This window comes from Bradyrhizobium sp. SRL28 (assembly GCF_018596315.1).
Classification (GTDB): domain Bacteria; phylum Pseudomonadota; class Alphaproteobacteria; order Rhizobiales; family Xanthobacteraceae; genus Bradyrhizobium.
This window is the reverse complement of the sequence record NZ_JAHEAG010000036.1, coordinates 19,284-43,278: the sequence shown is the minus strand read 5'-3', so window position 1 is coordinate 43,278 and position 23,995 is coordinate 19,284. Positions and strand designations below refer to the sequence as shown.

26 protein-coding genes are annotated in these 23,995 nt (G+C 62.8%); 11 read left to right on the top strand and 15 right to left on the bottom strand.

From position 1 onward, the window contains the following. Nucleotides 1-53 precede the first annotated feature (53 nt). Entirely contained in the window at nucleotides 54-692 is a 639-nt protein-coding gene (locus KIP88_RS37115) for a hypothetical protein (RefSeq protein WP_214493113.1), read from the top strand. A gap of 191 nt (nucleotides 693-883) precedes the next feature. Next, nucleotides 884-1,051, top strand: coding sequence for a 50S ribosomal protein L33 (rpmG, locus tag KIP88_RS37110; protein ID WP_027537094.1), 168 nt, complete (start codon nucleotides 884-886; stop codon nucleotides 1,049-1,051). Nucleotides 1,052-1,282: 231 nt separating this feature from the next. On the opposite strand, the gene KIP88_RS37105 is transcribed toward rpmG, so the two are convergent. Continuing rightward, nucleotides 1,283-2,515 (bottom strand): MFS transporter, encoded by a 1,233-nt coding sequence (locus KIP88_RS37105; RefSeq protein ID WP_214493112.1) that lies wholly within the window; start codon nucleotides 2,513-2,515, stop codon nucleotides 1,283-1,285. A gap of 134 nt (nucleotides 2,516-2,649) precedes the next feature. Between KIP88_RS37105 and KIP88_RS37100 the strand changes: the two genes are divergently transcribed. After that, entirely contained in the window at nucleotides 2,650-3,249 is a 600-nt protein-coding gene (locus KIP88_RS37100; protein ID WP_374226553.1) for a TetR/AcrR family transcriptional regulator, read from the top strand. A 217-nt stretch (nucleotides 3,250-3,466) separates the two neighbouring features. Beyond that, entirely contained in the window at nucleotides 3,467-4,693 is a 1,227-nt protein-coding gene (locus KIP88_RS37095; RefSeq protein WP_249791306.1) for a serine hydrolase, read from the top strand. 165 nt (nucleotides 4,694-4,858) lie between these two features. Here KIP88_RS37095 and KIP88_RS37090 read toward each other — a convergent pair whose 3' ends face one another. After that, the gene (locus KIP88_RS37090; protein ID WP_214493111.1) at nucleotides 4,859-6,232 is read right to left on the bottom strand and encodes a PleD family two-component system response regulator; all 1,374 of its coding nucleotides are present in this window, start codon (nucleotides 6,230-6,232) and stop codon (nucleotides 4,859-4,861) included. A gap of 12 nt (nucleotides 6,233-6,244) precedes the next feature. Beyond that, complete coding sequence (locus KIP88_RS37085) at nucleotides 6,245-6,610, bottom strand: response regulator (protein ID WP_027538546.1); 366 nt, start codon at nucleotides 6,608-6,610, stop codon at nucleotides 6,245-6,247. 231 nt (nucleotides 6,611-6,841) lie between these two features. Between KIP88_RS37085 and KIP88_RS37080 the strand changes: the two genes are divergently transcribed. Both KIP88_RS37080 and KIP88_RS37075 read left to right on the top strand, forming a co-directional pair. Beyond that, a complete protein-coding gene (locus tag KIP88_RS37080; protein ID WP_214493110.1) occupies nucleotides 6,842-7,141 on the top strand; it encodes a DUF3572 domain-containing protein in 300 nt (99 codons plus the stop codon). Nucleotides 7,142-7,143: 2 nt separating this feature from the next. Then, a complete protein-coding gene (locus KIP88_RS37075) occupies nucleotides 7,144-8,442 on the top strand; it encodes a DNA polymerase IV (protein WP_374226555.1) in 1,299 nt (432 codons plus the stop codon). A 107-nt stretch (nucleotides 8,443-8,549) separates the two neighbouring features. Here the strand turns inward: KIP88_RS37075 and KIP88_RS37070 are convergent, their stop codons facing one another. The 5 genes from KIP88_RS37070 to KIP88_RS37050 form a co-directional block, all read right to left on the bottom strand. Next, entirely contained in the window at nucleotides 8,550-8,951 is a 402-nt protein-coding gene (locus KIP88_RS37070) for a RidA family protein (protein WP_214493108.1), read from the bottom strand. A 138-nt stretch (nucleotides 8,952-9,089) separates the two neighbouring features. Then, the gene (locus tag KIP88_RS37065; protein ID WP_214493107.1) at nucleotides 9,090-9,383 is read right to left on the bottom strand and encodes a GYD domain-containing protein; all 294 of its coding nucleotides are present in this window, start codon (nucleotides 9,381-9,383) and stop codon (nucleotides 9,090-9,092) included. 128 nt (nucleotides 9,384-9,511) lie between these two features. Next, nucleotides 9,512-10,276: a slipin family protein gene (locus KIP88_RS37060; protein WP_214493106.1), complete on the bottom strand. Its 765-nt coding sequence runs from the start codon at nucleotides 10,274-10,276 to the stop codon at nucleotides 9,512-9,514. Continuing rightward, nucleotides 10,273-11,679 carry a nodulation protein NfeD gene (locus KIP88_RS37055; RefSeq protein WP_214493105.1) on the bottom strand — a complete coding sequence of 469 codons (1,407 nt, stop codon included), beginning with the start codon at nucleotides 11,677-11,679 and terminating at the stop codon, nucleotides 10,273-10,275. The genes KIP88_RS37060 and KIP88_RS37055 overlap by 4 nt, the downstream gene beginning before the upstream one ends. 391 nt (nucleotides 11,680-12,070) lie before the next feature. Next, entirely contained in the window at nucleotides 12,071-12,937 is an 867-nt protein-coding gene (locus KIP88_RS37050) for a cell envelope integrity EipB family protein (RefSeq protein WP_214493104.1), read from the bottom strand. A gap of 253 nt (nucleotides 12,938-13,190) precedes the next feature. On the opposite strand from KIP88_RS37050, the gene KIP88_RS37045 reads away from it, so the two are divergent. The 4 genes from KIP88_RS37045 (at nucleotide 13,191) to KIP88_RS37030 (ending at nucleotide 16,242) form a co-directional block, all read left to right on the top strand. Further along, complete coding sequence (locus KIP88_RS37045) at nucleotides 13,191-13,658, top strand: RidA family protein (RefSeq protein ID WP_214493103.1); 468 nt, start codon at nucleotides 13,191-13,193, stop codon at nucleotides 13,656-13,658. Nucleotides 13,659-13,672: 14 nt separating this feature from the next. Next, nucleotides 13,673-14,425: a glycerophosphodiester phosphodiesterase family protein gene (locus KIP88_RS37040; protein ID WP_214493102.1), complete on the top strand. Its 753-nt coding sequence runs from the start codon at nucleotides 13,673-13,675 to the stop codon at nucleotides 14,423-14,425. 107 nt (nucleotides 14,426-14,532) lie between these two features. After that, the gene (locus KIP88_RS37035) at nucleotides 14,533-15,771 is read left to right on the top strand and encodes a GNAT family N-acetyltransferase (RefSeq protein WP_214493101.1); all 1,239 of its coding nucleotides are present in this window, start codon (nucleotides 14,533-14,535) and stop codon (nucleotides 15,769-15,771) included. Nucleotides 15,772-15,822: 51 nt separating this feature from the next. Then, nucleotides 15,823-16,242: an HIT domain-containing protein gene (locus KIP88_RS37030; RefSeq protein WP_214493100.1), complete on the top strand. Its 420-nt coding sequence runs from the start codon at nucleotides 15,823-15,825 to the stop codon at nucleotides 16,240-16,242. Nucleotides 16,243-16,431: 189 nt separating this feature from the next. On the opposite strand, the gene tsaA is transcribed toward KIP88_RS37030, so the two are convergent. The 6 genes from tsaA to KIP88_RS37000 form a co-directional block, all read right to left on the bottom strand. Continuing rightward, nucleotides 16,432-16,923 (bottom strand): tRNA (N6-threonylcarbamoyladenosine(37)-N6)-methyltransferase TrmO, encoded by a 492-nt coding sequence (tsaA, locus tag KIP88_RS37025; RefSeq protein ID WP_214493099.1) that lies wholly within the window; start codon nucleotides 16,921-16,923, stop codon nucleotides 16,432-16,434. Nucleotides 16,924-16,940: 17 nt separating this feature from the next. After that, entirely contained in the window at nucleotides 16,941-17,912 is a 972-nt protein-coding gene (locus KIP88_RS37020) for a tripartite tricarboxylate transporter substrate binding protein (RefSeq protein ID WP_214493098.1), read from the bottom strand. A 59-nt stretch (nucleotides 17,913-17,971) separates the two neighbouring features. Further along, complete coding sequence (locus KIP88_RS37015; RefSeq protein ID WP_214493097.1) at nucleotides 17,972-18,316, bottom strand: AzlD domain-containing protein; 345 nt, start codon at nucleotides 18,314-18,316, stop codon at nucleotides 17,972-17,974. Next, the gene (locus KIP88_RS37010) at nucleotides 18,313-19,056 is read right to left on the bottom strand and encodes an AzlC family ABC transporter permease (RefSeq protein ID WP_214493135.1); all 744 of its coding nucleotides are present in this window, start codon (nucleotides 19,054-19,056) and stop codon (nucleotides 18,313-18,315) included. Before KIP88_RS37010 ends, KIP88_RS37015 begins: the two co-directional genes overlap by 4 nt. A gap of 179 nt (nucleotides 19,057-19,235) precedes the next feature. Beyond that, nucleotides 19,236-19,826, bottom strand: a complete 591-nt coding sequence (locus KIP88_RS46940; RefSeq protein ID WP_214493096.1) for a protein-tyrosine phosphatase family protein — start codon at nucleotides 19,824-19,826, stop codon at nucleotides 19,236-19,238. A gap of 57 nt (nucleotides 19,827-19,883) precedes the next feature. Next, entirely contained in the window at nucleotides 19,884-20,849 is a 966-nt protein-coding gene (locus KIP88_RS37000) for a lytic transglycosylase domain-containing protein (protein ID WP_214493095.1), read from the bottom strand. A gap of 222 nt (nucleotides 20,850-21,071) precedes the next feature. Here KIP88_RS37000 and KIP88_RS36995 point away from each other — a divergent pair, with 222 nt between their 5' ends. Beyond that, a complete protein-coding gene (locus KIP88_RS36995) occupies nucleotides 21,072-21,428 on the top strand; it encodes a PilZ domain-containing protein (protein ID WP_214493094.1) in 357 nt (118 codons plus the stop codon). A gap of 105 nt (nucleotides 21,429-21,533) precedes the next feature. Here KIP88_RS36995 and clpA read toward each other — a convergent pair whose 3' ends face one another. Next, a complete protein-coding gene (gene clpA / locus KIP88_RS36990; RefSeq protein WP_214493093.1) occupies nucleotides 21,534-23,945 on the bottom strand; it encodes an ATP-dependent Clp protease ATP-binding subunit ClpA in 2,412 nt (803 codons plus the stop codon). Between the last annotated feature and the right edge of the window lie 50 nt (nucleotides 23,946-23,995).

The following is a 23,995-nucleotide window of genomic DNA, read 5'->3' as shown; positions in this document are numbered from 1 at the left end:
GTTGTGCTCCTCGAGCTCCCGTGAAATGATCGCCCGCAAGGGGCGAGAGAACGGTGACTCCAAAACTTCCCGGTGTAGGACCTGTGTCGGCGTTGTTGCTGGCCGCGGTGCTGGTCGTTTGGCTTGGAATAAGCGGTCCGATCAACATTGAGAGTTTGTACCGATGGCAGACTCTCTTAGCCTCGTTTGTTGCCGTCATAGCGGCAACCATCGCTTATATGGCTGCGATGGCAAAGGTGAAGCAGGACAGGCAAATATCCGACGAGCAGATCTTGAGGCGTTCGCTTGCTATCGTCTTGAAACTCGAGTTCGCAATTCAAATACTGCGGCAGGAGGCTAGGGATCTAGAGAAGAAAGTCGGAAACCGGAAAAACCAATCCTACAAGACCTCCGACCTTGCGATTTCCGACCCGCAAGAAATCCTGGAAGCGTGGGATTGTCTCGATCTGCTGCCGGCGGATTTGATCCAAGCGCTGCGCCTTTTGCGGGCATCGTTGATCCTCTACCGAACAGACCTCGCTAGATTTGATCCCCAGACCGATTGGGAAAGAAACACGTTCATGCCCGCCGAGGTTAACCCAACGAGCCGCGCAAACATCGCCGCAAAGATATTGATCGATCAAACGAACGATACTCTTACAACCCTTCGCGCCGGGATCGCTCGTCTGAGGGGCCTTTTGAAGCACTCATGATCCTTTCACGGACTAAGAGACGCGTATTTTGCGCTACAGGGCAAAAGCACGTCCTTTTTGGGCTAAAATGGGTAGATTCCGGCCGGTTTTTGCCCCGAAAACCTTGACTTTGGGCGATCAGAAGCTAGGTTGCGCGGCAAATGCAGGCTGATTTGGCCGGCGCCCGATATCCCCTATTTGAGGTTCTGAACATGGCCAAAGCGGTCACCATCAAGGTCAAGCTCGTTTCCACGGCGGATACCGGCTTCTACTACGTCGCCAAGAAGAACTCGCGCACCATGACCGACAAGCTGGTCAAGAAGAAGTACGACCCCGTCGCGCGCAAGCACGTCGAGTTCAAGGAATCGAAGATCAAGTAACGTCGCAAGCCATTGCTGACGATTTGAACGGGGTCCTTTCGGGCCCCGTTTTGATTCCGGGCTCTCGTGTCCCGGACGCGGCGCAGCGCTCTTCAGCGGTGCACCGCAGAGCCGGGACCCACGGACCCACGATGGACCCCGGATCAGCAGCGCACCACGCCGCAAGACATAGCGTGTCGAAGACGCGCGTGAACGCGCTGTTGGCGCTGCGCAGCATCCGGGGAACGAGCGCTACGCCGTCTGCATCCGCGGCGGCCCACTCGGCCGGATCAGCGCGAACGCGACCTGGATGATGCCACCTGCCAGCCCGAGCGCGACGCCGATCCGCCACGCCATGGTGTAGGAGCCGAGCGCGTCGTACAGCACCCCGCCGCCGAACGCGCCGAGGAAGCTGCCGACCTGGTGACTCATGAAGGCGAGCCCCTGGATCATTGCCTGCCATTTCAGGCCGAACATTTCCACGACCGCGCCCGCAACCAGAGGGCCGACCCCCATCCACAGAAAGCCCATGATGGCGCCGAACAAGAGTGTGGTGGCCGGCGTCGGCGGCAGCGTGAAGTACCATGCGAGCGCGATGGAGCGGAAGATGTAGATGCCGCCGAGCAGCGCCAGCTTGTTCCAGCGCTGGCCGGCCCAGCCGAAGAAGATGCTGCCGAGCACGTTGAAGCCGCCGATCATGCCGAGCGTCTGCGCGCTCAGCATCGGGTCCATGCCGCAGATCGCCAGATAGGACGGCAGATGCGTGGTGAGAAACACGAGCTGCATGCCGCAGACGAAATAGGCACCGGTCATCACCACGAAGGAGGCGTTGGAGAACGCGATCTTGGTGGCGACGCTGGCCGAAGAGTTGCCGATTTCGTCGTCCGCAGGCTTCGGCAACGGAATCTTGTCCACCCTGCCCGCGTACCAGGCCGCCGGAATCATCAGGAGCGCCAGCACCACGAAGCCGGCGAGACCCACGCGCCAGCCGTAGCCCTCGTTGAGGATCTGGCCGAGCGGCGCCGATAACAACGCACCGAGCGATCCCACACCCGACACCAGGCCGAGCACCGTAGAGCGCACCGACGCCGGCACCGCGCGCGCCGCGACCGACATCGCGATAGCCGCCGCGGTACAAGCCAGCGACGCGCCGATCAACACGCCGCCGCCGATCATGACGCTGAGAAAACCGTTCGCGCCCGCCATCAAAGCAAGGCCGGCGACATAGAGCAGCGCGCCTGCGACCATGATGGTCCGAAAACCATAGCGCACCGTCAGCGCACCGGCGAACGGCTGCAAAAATCCCCAGGCCAGATTTTGCACCGCGAGCGCCAGCGTGAAATCGGAGACCGAAATCCGGATATCCTGCGTCAGCGGCTGCATGAAAAGGCCGAGCGATTGCCGCAGGCCCATGCTGATGGTGAGCATGATGGAGGCGCCGATCAGGATGGGAAGCGTGGGCCGCAGGATTTGCAGCAGGGCCATTGTTTTTATTCTCCCGATCGGCCGCGGTTCGAAAGCCGCGTTCTGCAATTGATATCTGAAATAGGTACACAGATCTGTGTAACTAGGCTATAAAGGGGGTGCTGCTGTCAAGCCAAGGTGACCCGCGCATTCGCATGGCTACCCTGCCCGCCAAACCTGACATGAAGGACCGGATTCTGGAAACCGCAGATAGGCTGTTCTATCTGCAGGGAATTCGCGCGATCGGTGTCGACACCATCGCTGCCGAAATCGGCATCAGCAAGCGCACGCTCTACAATCATTTTCCGTCCAAGGACGCGCTGATCTCGGCCTATCTGGCGCGGCGCTTCGTGGCCCCACGGCCTTCCGAAAAATCCCCGGTCGAGCAGATTCTCGGCACCTTCGATTCGCTGGAACGGCGCTTTTCGGCGAAGGATTTTCGCGGCTGCCCCTTCGTCAATGCGGTTGCCGAACTCGGCGAAGACCGCTCGGTCCGAAAGGTTGCCATAGCCTTCAAGGAAAGCCGCCGCCTCTGGTTTCGCGACCTGCTGATAAAGCTCGGCGTCGCGCAGGCAGAAGCGCTTGCAACCCAGCTTGCCTTGCTTGTCGACGGCTCGATCGCGCAGGATCTCGTCCGCAACGATCCCGCGATGGCGCGCGCGGCAAAGGAAGCGGCGACGGTGCTGCTGAGGAATGCGGGGGTGAAGGTGGGCGGGAGTGCGTCGAAGAAGCCCCGGCCTTCGTCAACCGTTTGAGGCGATCAACCCTCCACATCGTCGTCCCTGCCTAGTGCGCAATTGCGCACGGCGCAGGGACACATACGCCGTGGCTTTTCAGTGAGGCGATGTGGTAGTTAGCTTCCCAAGATAATAAGCGCCGGTGGTTATGGGTCCCTGCTCCCGTGCGCAATTGAGCACTAGGCAGGGACGACGGAAAACGCTGCGCAAGAACATGACGGCAAAGGGAGCGACCATGGAAGACCTGAAAGTCACCGCCAACGGTTACGACTTCAAACCGGCGCAGGCGGCGATGCAGCGCTACATCGACAACAACCTGCTATCAGGCATTTCCTGGGCGGTCATGGTCGGGCGCGAGCTCGTGGACGTGAATTGCGTCGGGTGGGCCGACAAGGAAGCGCAGACGCCGCTCGGCACCGACCACATCTTCCGCGTCTTTTCCAATACCAAGCTGGTCACCTCCTGCGCGGCGCTGCTGCTGTTCGAGGAAGGCAAACTCGGGCTCGATGACCCCATTGAAAAATATATTCCGCAGCTCGGAAATCGCAAAGTGCTGCGCTCCGGCGCTACCTCGCTTGATGACACCGAGCCGGCCAGAAGCTCGATCACCGTCCGTCAGCTCCTGAGTCACAGCTCCGGTCTGAGCTACGGCTTTTTCGATCCGGGCACCGCCATCTATGAGGCCCTCAACGAGCGCGGGGTGCACGATCCGAGGACGACGCTGGCTGACATGGTGGACGTGCTGGCCGGCTTGCCGCTGATCTATCATCCCGGCACATCGTGGGAATATTCGCTCGCCACCGACGTGGCGTCGCGGCTGGTCGAGGTCATCAGCGGCCAGAGCTTCGACAAGTTCATTCAGTCGCGGATTCTCGGTCCACTCGGCATGGTCGACACCGGCTTCGTCGTGCCGGAAAAGGATCAGGGACGGCTCGTTGCGTACTACGCTGGCGCCGACCTGATGGAGCCGATGAAGCCGGGATTGACTCGAACCGACAACGCGCCCTTTCCCGGCGCCTATCTGCGCCCGATCGCGAGGCTCAGTGGCGGCGGCGGACTGGTTTCAACGCTGCCCGACATGGTCGCATTGATCCGAAGCCTGCTGCCCGGCGGCAAAACCCTGCTCAAGCCGGAGACGATTGCGCTGATGATGACCAACCAGTTGCCCGAGGGGCAGTGGATCCGCTTTGCCCTGATGGGACCACAGCCCGGCAAGGTGCACACGCTGGCCGGCGGCCTGATCCTGAAGCCTACGCCGTTCGATCACCCCGATTCAGCGGGTGAACTCTATTGGGGCGGCGTCGCGGGCACGCAATGGTGGATCTCGCCAAAGCGCAACATGGCCGGTGTGATGATGGCGCAGCGCCAGATGGCGTTCGTTCACCCGTTCTCATTCGAGTTCAAGCGGCTGGCGTATGAGGCGGTGAAGCAAGACGCCGAAGGGATGCGCGCGTCGGCGTAAGCATCCACACAAGGCTGTCGTCACCCGCCTTGTGCGCAATTGCGCACTGGAGCGGGTGACCCAGTATTCCAGAGACGTTAGTCGTCGAATTGAGAGGCCGCGGCGTACTGGATCACCCGCTTTCGCGGGTGATGACAGCGCGCCAAACTATAAAGAGTCGGGCGCTTACGCCGCCGTCGAAACCACCCTGTTGCGTCCGTCGTGCTTCGCCCGATAGAGCGCCATGTCGGCGCGCTTGAGCACGTCGGCGACCGGCTCGCCCTTGTGGTCCAGCGTCGCCAGCCCGATCGAGATCGTGACGTCGATGCGCTTGGTACCCTTGTTGACCGCGAAGGTTTCGCCGGCGATCGAGCGGCGCAGGCGCTCGGCGACCATGCCGGCGACCGTCAGGTCGGTTTCCGGCATCACGATCACGAACTCCTCGCCGCCATAGCGGCAGGCGAGATCGATGCCGCGGATCGACTTGCGGATGCGCACCGCGAATTCGCGCAGCACGTCGTCGCCGGCGTCGTGGCCGTAGGTGTCGTTGATGGACTTGAAGAAGTCGATGTCGAGGATCATCAGCGCGAGCGGCTTGCCGCGGCTCGAGGCCTGCTCGACCAGCGTCGAGAGATGGCTTTCCATGTAACGGCGGTTATGCAGGCCAGTCAGCGCGTCGGTGATCGCCATTTCGATCGAGTTCTGCACATTGTCGCGCAGATGGTCGGTATAGCGCCGCTTGCGGATCTGGGTGCGGGCTCGCGCCAGCAATTCGTTCTTGTCGACGGGACGCAGGAGATAATCGTTGACGCCGATTTCGAGCCCGCGCAGCAGCCGCGCATTGTTGTCGGCATCGGAGATGGCGAGGATCGGCAACTGGCGAGTGCGCTCCAGCGAACGCGCCTGGCTGCACAGCCGCAGGCCGTCGTAATTTTCAAGGCCGAGCGAAACGATCAGCAAATCGTAATTGCCCTCGGCAGCGTGAAACAGCGCCTCCGCCGGATTGATCTCGACATCGACGGTATGCTCGGCAGAAAGGATCGGCGCCAGCCGCTCGTAGGACGATGGCCGGTCGTCGACCAGCAGGATCCGCCCGCCGACGCCCTTGTCGGCGATCGCGCTGCGTTCGGGCGCCTCCATGCCGATCTCGAGCGAGGTGATGGCGCGCATCCGCAACTCATCGGTCATCATCTTCAGCCGCGTTAGCGACCGAACGCGTGCGATCAGAACGATGTCGGACACCGGCTTGGTGAGAAAATCGTCGGCTCCGGCTTCCAGCCCGCGAACGCGATCCGACGGGCTGTCCAGCGCGGTGACGATCACGACGGGAATGAAATGGGTGGCCGGGTTCGACTTCAGCCGGCGGCAGACCTCGAAACCGTCCATGTCGGGCATCATGACGTCGAGCAGGATGATGTCGCATTCGGAGCGCGAACAGAGGTCGAGCGCCTCGGCACCGTTGGAAGCCGTCAGCACGTCGAAATATTCGGCCGACAGACGGGCTTCCAGCAGCTTGACGTTTGCTGGAACGTCGTCGACGACAAGGATACGCGCAGACATCGAAACTCACTCCTACCCGATAAAACGCCGCACTGTTTCGATAAACTTGCCGACAGAAATTGGCTTGGACAAATATGCCTCGCAGCCGCCCTCGCGGATGCGCTCTTCGTCGCCCTTCATCGCAAAGGCGGTGACGGCAACCACCGGAATGGCGCGCAGCTCCGGATCGTCCTTGATCCAGCGCGTCACTTCGAGGCCCGACACTTGCGGAAGCTGAATATCCATCAGGATCAGATCGGGGCGCAGCTTGCGGACGAGATCGAGCGCCTCGAAACCATTACTGGTGCCCGAGGTCTGATAGCCGTGCGCTTCCAACAGGTCGCGAAAGAGCTTCATGTTGAGCTCGTTGTCCTCCACGATCAGGACGGTTTTTGCCATCCCGTCCCTCCCCTCATCTTAAGGAAACAAGTCCAGCCTGACAGTACGTCGAACACCCCGGCCGGGCTTGTCGAAAAGTGAATTCAAACTAGCGTCAGTTTCGCTCTAAGCAGTTAAATCGATGCGCCAAGTTTTATGAAGCGGTTTCCAATTGCTTGAACGCACTCAACAGACTCGGGCATGATGGTTCCAAATTAGAGCCTATAAGTTAACGGAAAGGCAAACCCGCTGTTGAAAAAGCCTGTTCACAACCCCCGCGAAGTAGCTGAAATCGTTGCAGTTCAGGCGCTGAGTTTTATTGCCAGCGATCCTGAAAGGCTAGGCCTTTTCCTGGCCGAAAGCGGGATCGGGCCGGAGACGCTGCGGACGGCCGCGGCCGACCCGCAATTTCTGGCCTCGGTGCTCGATTTCGTGATGCGCGACGACGCCACCGTGAAGGCGTTTGCGAGCGCCTCGCAACTGCATCCGACCAATATCGCCGCCGCCCGCCAGGTGCTGGGCGACCCGCATTGGGAGCGCGACGTGCCGTGAGCGTGCCCGCGGTGTCCATTGATGGTCCGCGGGCTTTCTGCCGGGATTGCCTCGGCGACCTCGATATCAAGGCCAGGCGATGCGGCGAATGCGGTTCCCCTCGCCTCGTTCGCCACCACGCGCTGCCCTCGCTGACGCTGGCGCATATCGATTGCGACGCGTTTTACGCCACGGTTGAGAAGCGCGACAATCCGGAACTCGCAGACAGGCCCGTGATCATCGGCGGCGGCAAGCGCGGCGTGGTGTCGGCCGCCTGCTACGTCTCGCGCACCTATGGCGTGCGCTCGGCAATGCCGATGTTCAAGGCGCTGGCGCTCTGCCCCCAGGCTGCCGTAATCCCGCCCGACATGGCGAAATATGTCCGCGTCGGCCGCGAGGTGCGCCACGCCATGCAGACGCTGACGCCGCTGGTGGAACCGCTGTCGATCGACGAGGCGTTCCTGGATCTGGCCGGCACGCAACGCGTTCACGGCATGATCCCGGCAAAAGTGCTGGCGCGCTTTGCCCGCGACGTCGAGCGCGATATCGGGATCACGGTGTCGGTCGGCCTGTCCTGCAACAAGTTCCTGGCCAAGATCGCCTCCGATCTCGACAAGCCGCGTGGCTTTGCCGCCCTCGACCAGATCGAGGCGCGCGAGATGCTGGCGGACAAGCCGGTCGGCTTCATCTATGGCGTCGGCCCCGCGACCCAGGAGAAGCTGGTGCAGCGCGGCTTTCGCACCATTGCGGACCTGCAGCGCGCCGACGAGGTCGAGCTGATGAAGCAGTTCGGCGGCGAAGGCCGCAGGCTGTGGCGGCTGGCGCGCGGCATCGACGACCGCAGCGTGGTGCCGGACCGCGGCGCCAAGACCATTTCCAACGAGACCACGTTCGACAACGACATCAAGGATTTTGCAACGTTGGAAAAGGTGTTGTGGCGGCTGTCCGAAAAAGTGTCGTCGCGGCTGAAGAGCGGCGATCTGTCAGGTCTCACCATTACGCTGAAGCTGAAGACCGCGGATTTCAGGCAGCGCACGCGCGCGCAATCGATCCATGCGCCGACGCAACTCGCCGCGAAGATTTTTGCGGTGTCGCGCGAAATGCTGGCGAAGGAGATCGACGGCACGGCTTTTCGCCTGATCGGCACCGGCGTCAGCGCGCTGCGCGAGGGATCTCAGGCCGACGACACCGACATGCTCGACCGCCGTTCGGCCCATGCCGAACGCGCGATGGATAATTTAAGGAAGAAATTTGGCAACGCCGCTGTGATCAGGGGCATTGCGTACAAGGGGCCGGCGAAGGAAGAGGACGAGGAGGAATAGACCGCTCTCTCCCCGTCATTGCGAGCGAAGCGAAGCAATCCACCTCACCACCCGGGGATAGATGGATTGCTTCGTCGCTTCGCTCCTCGCAATGACGGAAAAAAACATCAATCGACGACGGCCACTGCCTCAATCTCGATCAGCCATTCAGGGGCCGCAAGCGCCGTTACGCCGACGAGCGTGCTCGCCGGCGGCTCCATGCCTTCAAAGAAGGCCGAGCGCGCCTTGCCGATGATGGGACGGAGCTCCGGCTTGTAGCCGACGACGAAGGTCGTGATCTTCACGATGTTGCCATAACTCGCACCGGCGGCTTTCAGCGCCAGACCAATATTGTGCATCACCTGCGTCGTCTGCGCGGCCAGATCACCCTCGCCGACCACCCGTCCCTCATCGTCGGTGGATACCTGTCCCGCGATGTAGATCGTGCGCGCACCTGACGCGACGACGACGTGAGAGTAAGCCGGATTGTGGTGAAGTCCGCTTGGCCTGATATGTTCGAGCTTGCTCATGTTTGCGCCTCCCTGACGTGCATGATTGGGGCCGAAGCGTATCCGGGTCCGGCGCTCTCGACCAGACCGATCCTCGCCGATGGCATGACGGAAGGCCAGGCCGCGGCTTGAAGGGATGGTCGAACCGCGCAGCGGCCGTCAGAGCATCTTGCCGACAACCTTGGTCATGTCCGCCGCCGAGAAGGCACGCAACGACTCGGTGCGAACATTGCCAAGGGCGCCAAGACTGAGGCTAAGCGTCATGGCGGAAAATTCATCCGGCGCATCGAGGACTGTCACAACATCATATCGTCCCTGCGTCCAGAACAGCTCCTTTACGGTGATCCCGAAGGTCTCGGCCATTTTCTTGAAAGCCTCTGCCCGCTTCGGTGAGTCCTTGGCAGCGCGGATTCCCTGGTCAGTGAAGTTGCCAAGCACGACATAGGTTGCCATCGTGGCTCTCCCTGGTTGGCGGATTCAGCCGAACTTTCTAGCCGATTGTCGGGCTGCATCGATAGATCAGCGATCTTGACCCGTCGGGCGACATCACGCGATTGGCTTGTTGCCGGCAACAACCAAAGTCACGTTGCTTCGTTCCGCCGCTGGGTCATATGGCCAAGCAAATCCATCGGCAGCGGAAAGACCACGGTCGAGGATCGCTCGCCGGCAATGTCGTGCAGCGCCGCGAAATAGCGCAGCTGCATCGCCTGCGGCTCCCGCGCAAGCGTTCGGCCGGCCTCGACGAGCTTCTCGGCGGCCTGCTGCTCGCCCATTGCATTGATCACCTTGGCGCGCCGCAACCGCTCTGCCTCGGCCTGCTTGGCAATCGCGCGCACCATGGTTTCATTGAGATCGATATCCTTGATCTCGACGGTGGTGACCTTGATGCCCCAGACGTCGGTCTGCTGATCGAGGATCTCCTGGACGTCGGCGTTAAGCCGGTCTCGTTCGGCAAGCATCTCGTCCAGTTCGTGCTTGCCTAGCACCGAGCGCAGCGTGGTCTGCGCCAGTTGGCTGGTCGCGGCCATGTAATCGCCGACCTTGATGATCGCGCGTTCGGGATCGATGATGCGGAAGTAAAGAACGGCATTGACCTTGACCGAAACGTTGTCGCGCGAAATTACGTCCTGCGGCGGCACGACCTGCACCATCACCCTGAGATCGACCTTCACCATCTGCTGCACGACCGGAATCAGGATGATGAATCCCGGGCCCTTCACACCGGTGAAGCGGCCGAGCGTGAACACGACGCCGCGCTCGTATTCGCGCAGGATGCGAATGGCCGAGGCCAGAAACAGGACCACGACGACCGCGAGCGCCCCATAAGTCAAATAATCAAGTATCATGACGTATCTCCTTCGCGGATGGTGAGCGCCGGTCGACGCCGTACCACCAGCGTCAAATCTTTGATGTTGGCCACCTCGACCACCTCTCCGGGCTTGAAGGCTTCGGTGCCGCGCGCCTGCCAGCGCTCACCATGGGCGAAGACGTGGCCTTCGCTCTCGGACCAGTCGAGGATTTCGGCAGTCAGGCCGCGCATGGCTTGCGCGCCGAGGCGCACAGGGCCTTTTTGGGCACGTCGAAGCGAGCCGAGAACAACCAGGATCAGGCCGATGAAGATCGCCGCCGTGACGCCGATCACCGGCCATGACAGCCGGAATCCGGGCGCTTCGGGCTCGAACAACATCACTGCTCCGAGCACGAATGCGACGATCCCGCCGAGGCCGAGCACCACGGTCGGATTGAAGACTTCGATGACCAGAAGCGTGATCCCCAGCAGGATCAGACCGAGGCCCGCATAGTTGACGGGCAGCATGTTGAGCGCATAAAGGCCCAATAACAGACAGATCGTGCCGATCACCCCCGGCGCGACCGCACCGGGCGAGGAAAGTTCGAAAATCACGCCGTAGATGCCGACCAGCATGAGAATGAAGGCGACGTTGGGATCGGTGATCACCCTCAGAAATCGCAAGATCAATCCGGGATCGACCGCTTCACGCCCGGCGTCCCTGGTCGCCAGCTGCCGCGTCTCGCCACCCGCAACCTCGACCGTGCGGCCATCGATCTGCCTGAGCAGGTCGGCCGGATCGCGTGCGACGAGGTCGATGACGTTCGCCTGCAATGCGGCATTGGCGGACAGGCTGGCGGCCTCCCGCACCGCTTTCTCCGCCCAATCGGCGTTGCGGCCGCGCATCTCGGCAAGACTGCGGATCAGGGCGACGGCGTCGTTCGTCGCCTTCGCCGTCATGGCATCCTTTGTCTTCGGCTGCTGGTCGCCGCCGTCCTTCTTGTCCTTACCGCCCTTGTCTGGGGTAGCGTCAGGCAGACCCGGCAGCGGACCGCCGATCTGCACCGGCGTCGCCGCTCCGAGATTGGTGCCCGGCGCCATGGCCGCGATATGCGTGGCGTAGAGGATATAGGTTCCGGCGCTGGCCGCATGGGCTCCGGAGGGGGCAACGTAGCCGACGACAGGAACGCGCGACGCCAGCACGTCCGCGATAATCTCGCGCATGCTGGTTGAGAGACCGCCGGGTGTATTCAAACGCAGAACGACAATTTCGGCATGTCGCTCGCTTGCCTTGGTCAGAGCGTCTTTCACGTAACGGGCCGTTGCCGGCCCGATCGCGCCTTCGACCGAGACGGTCAGCGCAAGGTTGTTGCTGGCTTCCCCCGCCGGGGCGGCAAGGGAAGAGACAACCAGAGCTACCGCTGCAGCGGCCGCAACAAGAGTCGCCTGTACGTTCTGCACAGCAAGGACTCCCTTATCGAGATGATATGGGGGTGTCCTCCTCGAACCTCAATATATCAGGGATTGGCGGTCCGCAGCGTTTCCCGGTGAATCGGGCTCGCGGAGATCAGCTTTCACCGTCGTGGAAACGGCACCGCGTCAGTGGTATATCAAGCCATGGCAAATGGTCAGGTTGTCCTCGTAACAACTGAACCGTTGGGAGGCGGTTCGCCCGTTCGCTCGGTCTACTTTGTGGCTGAACAGGATCCGGCAAAGGCCGAGGCAATTATCGCCGCCATGATGGCCCCGAACGAAAGGGTCGAAGCCTGGGGGCCGCTTCCGGAGCCAGCTGTCAAGGCGCTCGGATTGAAGCCCCGCGACTTCACGCGCGGATGACCGGCAGCCGGTGCCGTCACTTACACGGCTTGGAATCCCTGACGTCGAACCGGCCCATCGCGCCCGCGATCACGAAATCGTTGTAGTCGAGCACCAGCGCGCGGGAGACGCCATTCTCGAACAGCTCGAACGACATCGCGTAAACCGGCGTCTGTTCGCCGTCCTTGGCCTTGGCGTCGCGATCGTAATAGCTCACGGTCACGGGCCAGCGGGTCAGCGTCTTCATCTGGTCGTTGGCGGTCGAGGGATCGGGGGAAGCGATGCTGCGGGTGCCCGGAATCGGCTGCCCGATCACCGACAGCGTATTGTAGACCTTCTCGCCATTGTCGGAGCCGTCATAGACCATCAGCTCCAGCACCGATTTGCCCGCGCGCGCGGCGGCGATGATGTGCTGGATCTGCTCGGTCGGGAATACGGTCTTGCCGTCGAGCTCGAACGTCTTCGCAACGGGCTGTTTCAGCTTGACCGTGATGCGGTCGCCGACACGCTCCGCCATGCCATCGATCGGGGTGGAATCGGCATCGTTCATCCGCGTATCGATCTTGAAACGGTAGCTCTTGCCCGCGCCATCTTCCCAGGAATGCGAGCGCAGATCGCTCAGCGTCAGCTTGCCCTCGCCACTGTCGAGCTCCGACACCTGGCGAAATTCGGACGTGTAGCCCTCGCAGGCGCTGCCCGAAAAATTGTAGAGGATGCGCCCGCGCGCACCCGATATCGCGTTGGACCCGCGCGACTTGACCAGCTTCAATTCATACAGCGCCTGATGGGAGAGAAACGGCCCGCTGGCGCCGGCCATCGCCGGTCCGCTTGCGAAGCCGGATATCAGGGTCGCGGCGGCTGAGAACACCAAAGCACGGACCGGAATCGGGAACGAGCTAGCCATGTCCAGTTTTTTCCTCGAGGGAGATTCGGTCACATTAGTGATGGCTCCATTGCGTCGCAACTAGGGCGGGGTCACGAAAACGCAAGAATTAGATGCCGAAGCACCGTGTTTTCCGGCATTTTCGGCAGGATCCGCCTCGATCGCGGCGCGGGACGCGGATCCACCGTCACTTGCAAGAGAAAGCGCGATGCGCGAAACAATGCGCGCCTGACGGTTGGTCAGGAACGGTCACATCAAGCGGGGACGGAAAACAATGGCGGGTACGGTCGAACAGAAGCTGACGGCGCAAGGCATCGTCCTGAACGAGCCGCGCACCCCGATGGCGAATTACGTCGGCTTCGTACGATCAGGCAATTTGCTGTTCATCTCCGGCCAGGTGTGCGCCAACGCGGAAGGCAAGCTGATCGCCAAGGGCAAGTTAGGCGCCGGCGTCACCATCGAACAGGGCTACGCCGCGGCGCAGGGCTGTGGCGTCAACCTGCTGGCCCAGGTCAAGGCCGCGCTCGGCGATCTCGACAAGGTGGTCCGCGTGGTCAGGCTCGGCGGCTTCATCAATTCCGCGCCCGACTTCCTCGACGGACCCAAGGTGCTCAACGGCGCCTCCGACCTGATGGTAACGGCTTTCGGCGACAAGGGCCGGCATGCCCGCACCACCGTCGGCGTCGCTTCGCTACCCTCGGATGCCGCCGTCGAGGTGGACGCCATCTTCGAGGTGTCCTGAGCGGAGCGCCCCTGATGCGTGCTCCGGACTGGCTGACGGCGCGTCCGGTCGCCCACCGCGGCCTTCATGATATTTCGCGCGGCATCGTCGAGAACATGCCGGCGGCCGCGCAGGCCGCCGCCGACGGCAATTTCGCCATCGAATGCGACATCCAGCTTTCGTCTGACGGTGAGGCGATGGTGCATCATGACAATGCACTCGGCCGCCTCACCGAGGGCTCCGGCGCGTTGCTCGGCAAGACCGCGGCCGAACTGAAGGCGGTTGCGTTCAAGAACACGCCTGAGCGGATGATGACGCTCGGCGATCTCTGTTCGCTCGTCGCCGGCCGCGTGCCGCTGGTGATCGAGGTCAAAAGCCATTTCGATGGTGACCGCCGGCTGGTGAAGCGGATGGCGGAGGTGCTTCGCTCCTATTCCGGACCTGCGGTCGGCATGTCCTTCGATCCGGACCAGGTAGTGGCGCTGCGCGAATTGATCCCGGGCCGCGCGCGCGGCATCGTGGCGGAGCGCGAATATACCGCCGAGGAGTGGCCGGAAGCCTCCGCCGAACAGCGCCACGGCATGACGCATCTGCGCCACGCCTTCCACAGCCGGCCGCATTTCGTCGCCTATTGGGTGGACGAGCTGCCGGCAGCCGCCCCCTGGATCACCCGCAACATTTTTGGGCTGCCGCTGCTGGCCTGGACCGTGCGCACGCCGGAGCAGCGCGCTCGCGCCATGCGCACCGCTGACCAGATGATCTTCGAGGGGTTCCTGCCGGGAACCTGATGCGCAGCCGCCCACCTTGAACTCGCCCGCCCGATGCACGATCTTTGAAACGTTGGCCACCATGCGCGATGGCTGATCGCACAATGGGACCGGTTTTGAATTTCTAGATGGCGTCATCCGAAATCACTCTCGAAGCTGTCCCCTCCGCCAGCGACATCAAGGCTGCGGATTGGGACGCCTGCGCCAATCCTCCTGGCGACCCGAACGGGCTCGAAAATCTCGACACGCTGGCTGCGAGCGGGTCTCAAAGCGATGCCTGCAAGCCTGCCTATAACCCCTTCGTTTCTCACACCTTTTTCGCAGCCGCCGAAGCCTCCGGCTCGGCCTGCGCCCGCACCGGCTGGGGTCCGCGACATCTGCTGGCACGGCTCGATGGCGAGATCGCCGGTATCGTGCCCTGCTACCTGAAATCGCATTCGCAAGGCGAATATGTCTTCGACCGCGGCTGGGCGGATGCCTATGAGCGTGCCGGCGGACGCTATTACCCGAAGCTGCAGGCCTCCGTCCCCTTCACACCTGCCACCGGACCACGGCTGTTGATCCGCAGCGACGTTGATCGCGAGCGGATCGGAACCGCGCTGGCGAGCGGACTGATGGCGCTCTGCAACGCGACCAACGCTTCCTCCGTGCATGTAACCTTCGCCCCGGAGACGGAAGCGAAGTTTTTAGGCGAACACGGCTTCCTGCTGCGCAACGATCAGCAGTTTCACTGGCACAATGAAGGCTACGGGACTTTTGACGATTTCCTGACCTCGCTGAACTCGCGTCATCGCAAGGCGATCAAGCGCGAGCGGCGCGAGGCTACGTCCGCCGGAATCACGATCCATCATCTGACCGGCAGTGACATCACCGAGGACGCCTGGGACGCGTTCTTCGCGTTCTACATGGAGACCGGCTCGCGCAAATGGGGCCGGCCTTATCTCACGCGGAAATTCTTCTCGCTGATCGGCGAGAGCATGAGCCGCGACGTGCTGCTGGTGATGGCCAAGCGCAACGGCCGCTGGATCGCCGGCGCCATCAATTTCATCGGCTCGGACACATTGTTCGGCCGCAACTGGGGCGCCGTCGAGCATCACCCATTCCTGCATTTCGAGGTCTGCTACTATCAGGCGATCGATTTCGCGATCCAGCGCGGCCTCAAGGTCGTGGAGGCCGGCGCGCAGGGCGAGCACAAGCTGGCCCGCGGCTACCTGCCGCAAACCACCTACTCCGCGCACTTCATCGCCGATCCCGACCTGCGCCGCGCGATCGCCGATTACCTGAAGCGCGAGCGCGCCTACGTGGCGGCCGCCGGACGCGAACTGACCGAAGCCGGACCATTCCGCAAGGCCGCCGACGAGGCTTGACCTACAAGGCTGGCGACGTGAAATTGAGATCAAACCTCGAGGGAAGAAACCATGCCCGCCTATGACACCAACAACCCCTTCGCAAAAATCCTGCGCGGCGAGTTTCCCTGCCACAAGGTTTACGAGGACGACCATGTACTGGCCTTCCTCGACATCATGCCGCGTTCGCCGGGTCATACGCTGGTGATTCCAAAAGCCCCTGCCCGCAACATCCTCGATATCACCCCCGACGACTACGCCCACGTCGCGCGCGCCGCCCACAAGATCGCCGCCGCCGCCATGAAGGCCTTCAAGGCCGACGGCATCACCGTGCAGCAATTCAACGAGCCCGCCGGCGGGCAAGTCGTGTTCCACCTGCACATGCACGTCATGCCGCGCCATGACGGCGTAGCCCTGCTGCCGCCCGCGAGCCGGAAGGAAGACGTCAAGGTGCTGGAGGACAACGCGACCAAGCTGGTCGCGGCGCTATAGCGCGCTTCCGTAGCCCGGATGGAGCGAAGCGCAATCCGGGGAATTATGCGACGTTTGCGACACCTTCCCGGATTACGCTTCGCTCCATCCGGGCTACGAATTCGTCATTGCGAGCGCAGCGAAGCAATCCATAGTGCCGCAAGTGGAGAAGTGGATTGCTTCGCTACGCTCGCAATGACAGGGAGAAGTCTACTCCGTCTCGAAATCCCCCGGCTGCGGCGGCGCCAGCGGCGTAAACTCGCAGCGGTCGGGTTTGACGTCGAGCAGCGGCGTTTCGTCGAGACAGTCGAGGCCGCGCACCAGGATGACGTTGCCTTCGACCTTGACGAACTTCACGATCGAGGTCCCGATCGGATTGGGCCGCACCGGCGAGCGCAGCGAGAAGGTGCCGCGGGTTTTCTGGTTGTTCTTCGGGCTCTGCAGCACCAGGTCGCGGCGCGACTGGTGCAACCAGTAGATCACTTCGAGATTCTCATAGAAGTCGACGCCCTTGAGCGCGGGCACCCAGGGCTCGAAAATCTCCAGCCGACACACCGGGCCATCCTGGCGGCCCTGCCGAGGCGTCTCCAGCCGCGATTTCCAGGGCGTACGGATGCGGCCGACGAACACGAGCCCGGCATCGCGAGCCGGTGGCATGTCGACGGTGATTTCGCCCTCGCGGACTTCGCTTTCTCGAACCATGTCCTAATCCAGATGTCCTAATCCAATGAGATGTTGAGGGCTTTTATCACGCCCGCCCACCGCGCGCGATCGGTCGCGACGAATTTGTCGATCTCGGCCTGGCTCTGCGGCCGCAGCGGCGGAAAGCCGACCTTGTCGAGCGAAGCCCGGAACGCGTCATCACTCAGCGCCTTGTTCAAACTGGCGGTGAGTTTCTGCGCGACGTCATCAGGCAGTTTGGCCGGCGCGGAGACGCCATACCAGACGCTGACGCCGTAGTCCGGATAGCCGCTCTCGGCCATGGTCGGCACGTCAGGCAGATCGGGGATGCGTTGCGCCGAAGAGACCGCCAGCGCGCGCAGCAACCCGCCCTTGACCGGCGGCAGCGCGGTGCCGAGCGTATCGAACATCAACTGGATATTGCCCGACAGCAAATCGGTCAGCGCGGGGCCTGCGCCCTTGTAGGCGACATGGACCATGTCGACGCCGGCCATCTGCTTGAACATTTCGCCGGCCAGATGAATGGTGCCGCCGGTGCCGGCCGATCCGAAATTGAGTTTTCCCGGGTTCTGCTTGGCGTAGGCCACGAACTCCGCGACCGTCTTGGCGGGCACGGACGGATGAACCTCCATCACGACAGGCAGATCGGTGACCAGCGCAAGCAGGCGGAAGTCCCGCGTGGGATCGTAGGGCAGCTTCTTGTAGAGCAGCGGGTTGAGCACGAAGATCGACGCCGCCGTGAAGAACAGCGTGTAACCATCGGGCTCGGAACGCGCCGCTGCTTCGGCGCCGATCGCGCCCTGCGCGCCGGCCTTGTTCTCGACCACGACAGCCTGTTTCAGGTCGCGGCTCAGATATTCGCCGACCATGCGGCCGAGCACGTCGGTCGGGCCGCCGGCGGCATAGGGCACGATCAGCTTGATCGGACGTACCGGATATTCCGCCGCATGGGCCAGTGGCGCGGCCCAGACGAGCGCGCCCACCAGCGCCGATAATTTCAGCCAGTTCATTGCGTTTCCTCGACGTTTCCCGGTGCGCCGGACAGTAGCGGATTATGCGCTGCCTGCAATCAACCGAGCCACCATTTCCCGGCCAGCAGGACGATCTCGCCGCAGACCACGCCGGCAAAGATCGAGCGCTGCGTCAGCATGAACACCGCAAAGCCCGCCGCAACCGCGCCGTAGCGCAGCCCGTCAGGCACGCCGGCCAGCGCGCCCGGCGGCTGCAGCAGGATTTGCGCGATGACGCCGGCGAGGATCGCGGTCGCCACCGCCCTCACCCACACCAGAACTTCCGAACCCTCGTCGACGCCGGCGCCGAACCACAGCCCGGCCATGCGCCAGACTTCGTTGGGCAGAAAGCCCGCGAGCACCAGGATCAACAGCGAGTGCGGGCTGCCGAAAAACTCGCTCATGCGCGCGCCCTCTCCCGCCACCAGTGCACGCCATAGGCGATGGTGCCGGCGGTGACGCCGCTGATCAGGATATCGACGCCGGTATGCAGCATCGACACCAGCGGAAACAGCGCGATCCCAAGCACCAGCGCCAATATGTCCGATATCTGCCGGCAGTTGCGCGCCGTCGAAAGCAGGAACGCCAGCGGCGTCAGCAGCAGGATCGCTGCTGCAAACAGCGGTGGCAGATTGGCGGCAAGCCCATAGCCGAGCGTGGTGGCGACCATGCAGACGGTGACAAGCCCGCAGCCGAGCCCGTGCGTGAACGCGATGCGGCGCTCGCGCGGCACTTTTGGCAGCAACCGGTAGCATTCGACCCACAGCGTGACCGCGATGAAATGCGTCACCAGCACCAGGTGGCGCCGCTTGGTCTGGGGCGTCTTCATCAGCGGCAACACCGACACCACCATCGGAAACAGCCGGATCGCACTCACCGTCACCGCAATCGCCGCCTGCACCGCGGTCGCGCCGGAGCCCAGCGTCGAGATCAGGATGATCTGCGCCGGGCCCGCCCAGACCAACAGCGTGCTGCCGAGCACCCAGCCCAGGCTGAAATGGCTGTCATGGGCCAGCGCACCAATGCCGAGATAGGTCGCAAACAGCACCAGCGTCAGCACCGTGGACGCGACCGAGCTCATGCCCCATGCGAAGGCGCGGAGCGAGCTTTTCCATTGGGGGGAGTCGAGTGGAGGTAGCGCCACGGGTGACCGATGGAGATTTGAATCGTCGAGGGCATAGGGCTGGCGAAAGCAACCCGCGTCAAGCAAGCGCCGCTCAGGGCGGCTATGCAGTAGTCCCGTAGCCCGGATGGAGCGCAGCGTAATCCGGGAATCTCACAAGTGGACAAACCGGTCCCGGATTGCGCTGCGCTCCATCCGGGCTACGGTATTTGGTACATTCCACCAAAGGCCATGATCCAATCGCGCTGCTCATCGGTATCCGGCACCGTCAGGCCGCGTGCGGTTTTGATCCGTGCGAGCGCATCACTGGCTTCGATTCCGGAGCAAATCAGCGCGCATGCCGCGATCATGGATGACCTGCCGATCCCTGCCCGACAATGAATCGCCACGGACCGGCCGTCAGCAATGCCGCGGGCCATAGAACTCGCGATCCGCAACACGTCGGCCCCGTTTTCAGGCACGCCACGATCTGGAATCGGAAAGGACAGAAATTCGATGCCGTTCGATCGGCAAAGCTCGGCTTCGCGCTGCAATCCAAGCTCGGAAACCTCATCACGTTCGAGAAGGCTTACGATCATATCCAGGCCGGAAGCCTTCCACTCGTCGACCTCCGTCTCCAGCCAATCATCGGCCCGCGGTCGAGCGGAAATCGCTATCCGCCCGGCTGCAGATAACTCAATCCAATGTAATCGGGACATCCTGAAAGCTTCAAACAGCGCAAATGACTTTGCAAGCCCTGTAGCAGTAGTCCCGTAGCCCGGATGGAGCGCAGCGTAATCCGGGAATCTCACAAGTGGACAAGCCCGTCCCGGATTGCGCTGTGCTCCATCCGGGCTACGACTTGTGCATCACCCCGGCACGCCCCTGTTGCGCAGCACGAAGCATGCCCCGCCCGCTTTGCGGATGCGGTTGCAGAGGTCGTCGGCGGCGGGCCGTGTGTCGGCGCCGATCCGCACCTGGTAGAAGGCGCGCGTGCCGCGGCTGCGCATCACCGATGAGAGCAGGCTCGGATCCTGGTCGCCGATCACGGCGCTGAGCCGCTTCATGGCGCGGGCGTACATCGCGAGCGCCCTGTCGCGGCTGAAGCCGGCGGCGAGCTGAACGCCCCACACTTTGGCGGCACCGAGCGTGATGCGGCTCTCGAGTTCGGTGATGAAGGGACTGGGGGCCTGCTTCAGCAGCGCCATCAAGTCGCGACAGCTCGACGTCGGTATCCGCTCCGGTGTCCTGCCGCCCTTCTGCGCCTTCGCCCAATCCTCGACGGTGGAGCCGGTGATGGCGAGAACGTAGCTGCGCGTCTCCTGCGGCATCCCTCCGGTGCCGGCGAGCCACTCCTGAACCCGGCGCGGGCCGGCATTGTAGGCGGCGGCCGCCAGTCCCAGATTGCCAAACTGGTCGCGCAGCTCGGCCAAAAACTCCGCCGATTTCGGCAGCGCCTGCACGGGATTGAAGGGATCGAGCAGGCCGCGCTCGTTCGCGGTGCCGGGCATGAACTGCGCAATCCCCTGCGCGCGCTGGCCACTGCGCGTCACCGGCCCGATCGCGTCGGAGCGGAAGCGGCTCTCCTGCCAGATCACGCGGGCGAAGAACTCGAGCGGCAGGCTTGAGGCTTTCGCGGCCGACTCGATCATCAGGCACATCGCCTCGCGCGTGTCGCTCTCCCGCGTCGCTTCAGCCGGCGTCTCGGCCGGTATCGCGCGTGGCTCGGCGCCCAACCGGGTAGCCTCACCCGCATCCTCGGCGCCGGCAGTCGCAACCGAAGACAAAAGCGACACCGTGCAGCATAAGGCGCGAAGAAATCGGGCTCTTTGCATGACCGTTGCAATCCGAGCGTGCATAGCGGTGAAAACGTTCAGTCAAACGGTCACGGCTGGCAGGTGGATCCGCGGTTCCACCGCCTTTTTGCGCTGCAATTGTTCCGAAATCCGCGCCATCGGAACCCCGTAAATTTACGTTAATGCCGCATTTTGCGCCAGGCGGACTTTCACGAGGAACAAAGCGGGGTAAAAGTCTCCATCTTTCTTGGGAGACTTTCAATGCGTGAACGACGCGAGAGCGTGCGCGACAAGGTGATGTATGGCGGCGTCGCCGAGATCGGTGAGCGCGGCGCGACGCGCGAATGCATCGTCCGCAATATTTCCGATCGCGGCGCGACCATCGAATTCAGCGATGACATCCAGTTGCCGAAAGAACAGCTCTCGCTGCGCGTCGCGCGCAAGGGACGCTCCTTCCTGGCAAAGGTAATCTGGTGGCGCGACAATTTTGTCGGCGTCGCCTTCAGGGCGGAAAGCCCTGCCGCGCCGGTCTCCGATCTCGCGGAACGGCTGCGCCGAAGCGAGATCAAGAAGCGCCAACTCGAGCGCCGCATCGACGAACTGCTCGGCGAGCGCTGAAGCCTTTTGGCGATCTACTCAGCAGCAAGCTTCGCCGCTGGCGCCGCGCATCAAAAAGCCGGCGGTCTTGCGACACGCCGGCTCTCCGTTTTGGATTGAGGCTGCTTACGCCTTGACCAGCGGGCCCTTTGAGGCCGGTCCCTTGGACCCGCCACCCCCATTGGGGCCGCCCGATTTCGGCTTGCGCTTGCGGGCGCCGGGCAGCTTCTCCGGCTTCGGCGTGACCGGTCCCTCGACGAACTCGAAGCCGATTTTGTCCTTGCCGTCCGCGCTCGCCTCGTCCTTGACCAGCACGACGCGGACATGGCCGCCGCCCTTCAGGTGACCGAACAGCACTTCATCCGCCAGCGGCTTCTTGATGTGCTCCTGGATCACGCGCGCCATCGGACGCGCACCCATCTGCTCGTCGTAACCATGTTCGATCAGCCAGGCCTTGGCGGTCTCCGACAGCTCGATGGTGACGTCGCGGTCGGCGAGTTGCGCCTCGAGCTGGAGGACGAACTTCTCCACCACCATGCCGATGACGTCGGCATTGAGATGGGCGAACGAGACGATCGCATCCAGCCGGTTGCGGAATTCCGGCGCGAACTGGCGGTTGATCGCCTCGTGATCGTCGCCTTCCCGCTTGTTGCGCGTGAAGCCGAAGGCCTGGCGCGCGAGATCGGCGGCGCCCGCATTCGTGGTCATGATCAGGATCACGTTGCGGAAATTGACCTGCTTGCCGTTGTGGTCGGTGAGCCGGCCGTGATCCATGATCTGCAGCAGCACGTTGTAGAGATCCGGATGCGCCTTCTCGATTTCGTCGAGCAGCACCACACAGTGCGGATGCTGGTCCACGCCATCGGTCAACAGGCCGCCCTGGTCGAAGCCGACATAGCCGGGAGGCGCGCCGATCAGGCGCGACACCGTATGCCGCTCCATATATTCGGACATGTCGAAGCGAAGCAGCTCGACCCCGAGCGAGGCCGCAAGCTGTTTGGCGACTTCAGTCTTGCCGACGCCGGTCGGACCGGAGAACAGGTAGGAGCCGATCGGCTTCTCCGGCTCGCGCAAGCCGGCGCGTGCCAGCTTGATCGACGCCGACAGCGACTCGATCGCCTTGTCCTGGCCGAACACCACCCGCTTCAGGGTCTGCTCGAGATGCTTGAGCACCTCTGCATCGTCCTTCGACACGCTCTTGGGCGGAATCCGCGCCATGGTCGCGATCGTGGTCTCGATTTCCTTGATGCCGATGGTCTTCTTGCGCCGGTTCTCGGCGACCAGCATCTGCGCCGCGCCCGACTCGTCGATCACGTCGATCGCCTTGTCCGGCAGCTTGCGGTCGTGGATGTAGCGCGACGACAATTGCACAGCCGCCTCGATCGCCTCGTTGGTGTATTTCAGCCGGTGGTAGTCCTCGAAATAGGGTTTCAGACCTTTGAGGATCGCGATGGCGTCTTCCACCGTCGGCTCGTTGACGTCGATCTTCTGGAACCGGCGCACCAGCGCGCGGTCTTTTTCGAAATGCTGGCGGTATTCCTTGTACGTCGTCGAGCCCATGCAGCGGATCGTGCCGGAGGCCAGCGCCGGCTTGAGCAGGTTGGACGCGTCCATCGCGCCGCCGGAGGTGGCGCCGGCGCCGATCACGGTATGGATTTCGTCGATGAACAGGATGGCGTTCGGATGCGCCTCCAGTTCCTTCAAAACCTGTTTCAGCCGCTCCTCGAAATCGCCGCGGTAGCGGGTGCCGGCGAGCAGCGTGCCCATGTCGAGCGAGAACACGGTGGCGGCCGCCAGCACTTCCGGCACTTCGGAATCGACGATGCGCTTGGCGAGCCCTTCGGCGATCGCGGTCTTGCCGACGCCGGCCTCGCCCACGAACAGCGGATTGTTCTTCTGGCGGCGGCACAGCACCTGGATCGCGCGGTTGATCTCGGAATTACGCCCGATCACCGGATCGATCTTGCCGTCACGCGCCTTCTTGTTGAGGTTGACGCAATAGGTCTCGAGCGCCTCGCCCTTCTTCTTGGCGTCCTCGTTGCCCTTGGTCTCGGTCTCCTCGTCGACGCCGCGCACGGGGCGCGCTTCGGAGACGCCCGGCCGCTTGGCGATGCCGTGGCTGATATAGTTGACCGCGTCGTACCGCGTCATGTCCTGCTCCTGCAGGAAATAAGCGGCATGGCTTTCGCGCTCCGCGAAGATCGCGATCAGCACGTTGGCGCCGGTCACTTCTTCGCGACCGGAAGACTGGACGTGAATCACCGCGCGCTGGATCACGCGCTGGAATCCGGCGGTCGGCTTGGCGTCGTCGGCGCCGTCAGTCACCAGATTTTCGAATTCGGTTTCGAGATAATTGACGAGGCTCGTGCGCAGCTTGTCGAGGTCGACGCTGCAGGCGCGCATCACCGCCGCCGCATCCGAGTCATCGATCAGCGAAAGCAGAAGGTGTTCGAGCGTCGCGTATTGATGGTGCCGCTCGTTCGCAATCGCCAGCGCGCGATGCAGGGATTGTTCAAGGCTTTGGGAAAAAGTTGGCATTCGCGTCCTCTATGGCCCCCGGTCATCATGATCGCCATTACCCGGTCAGG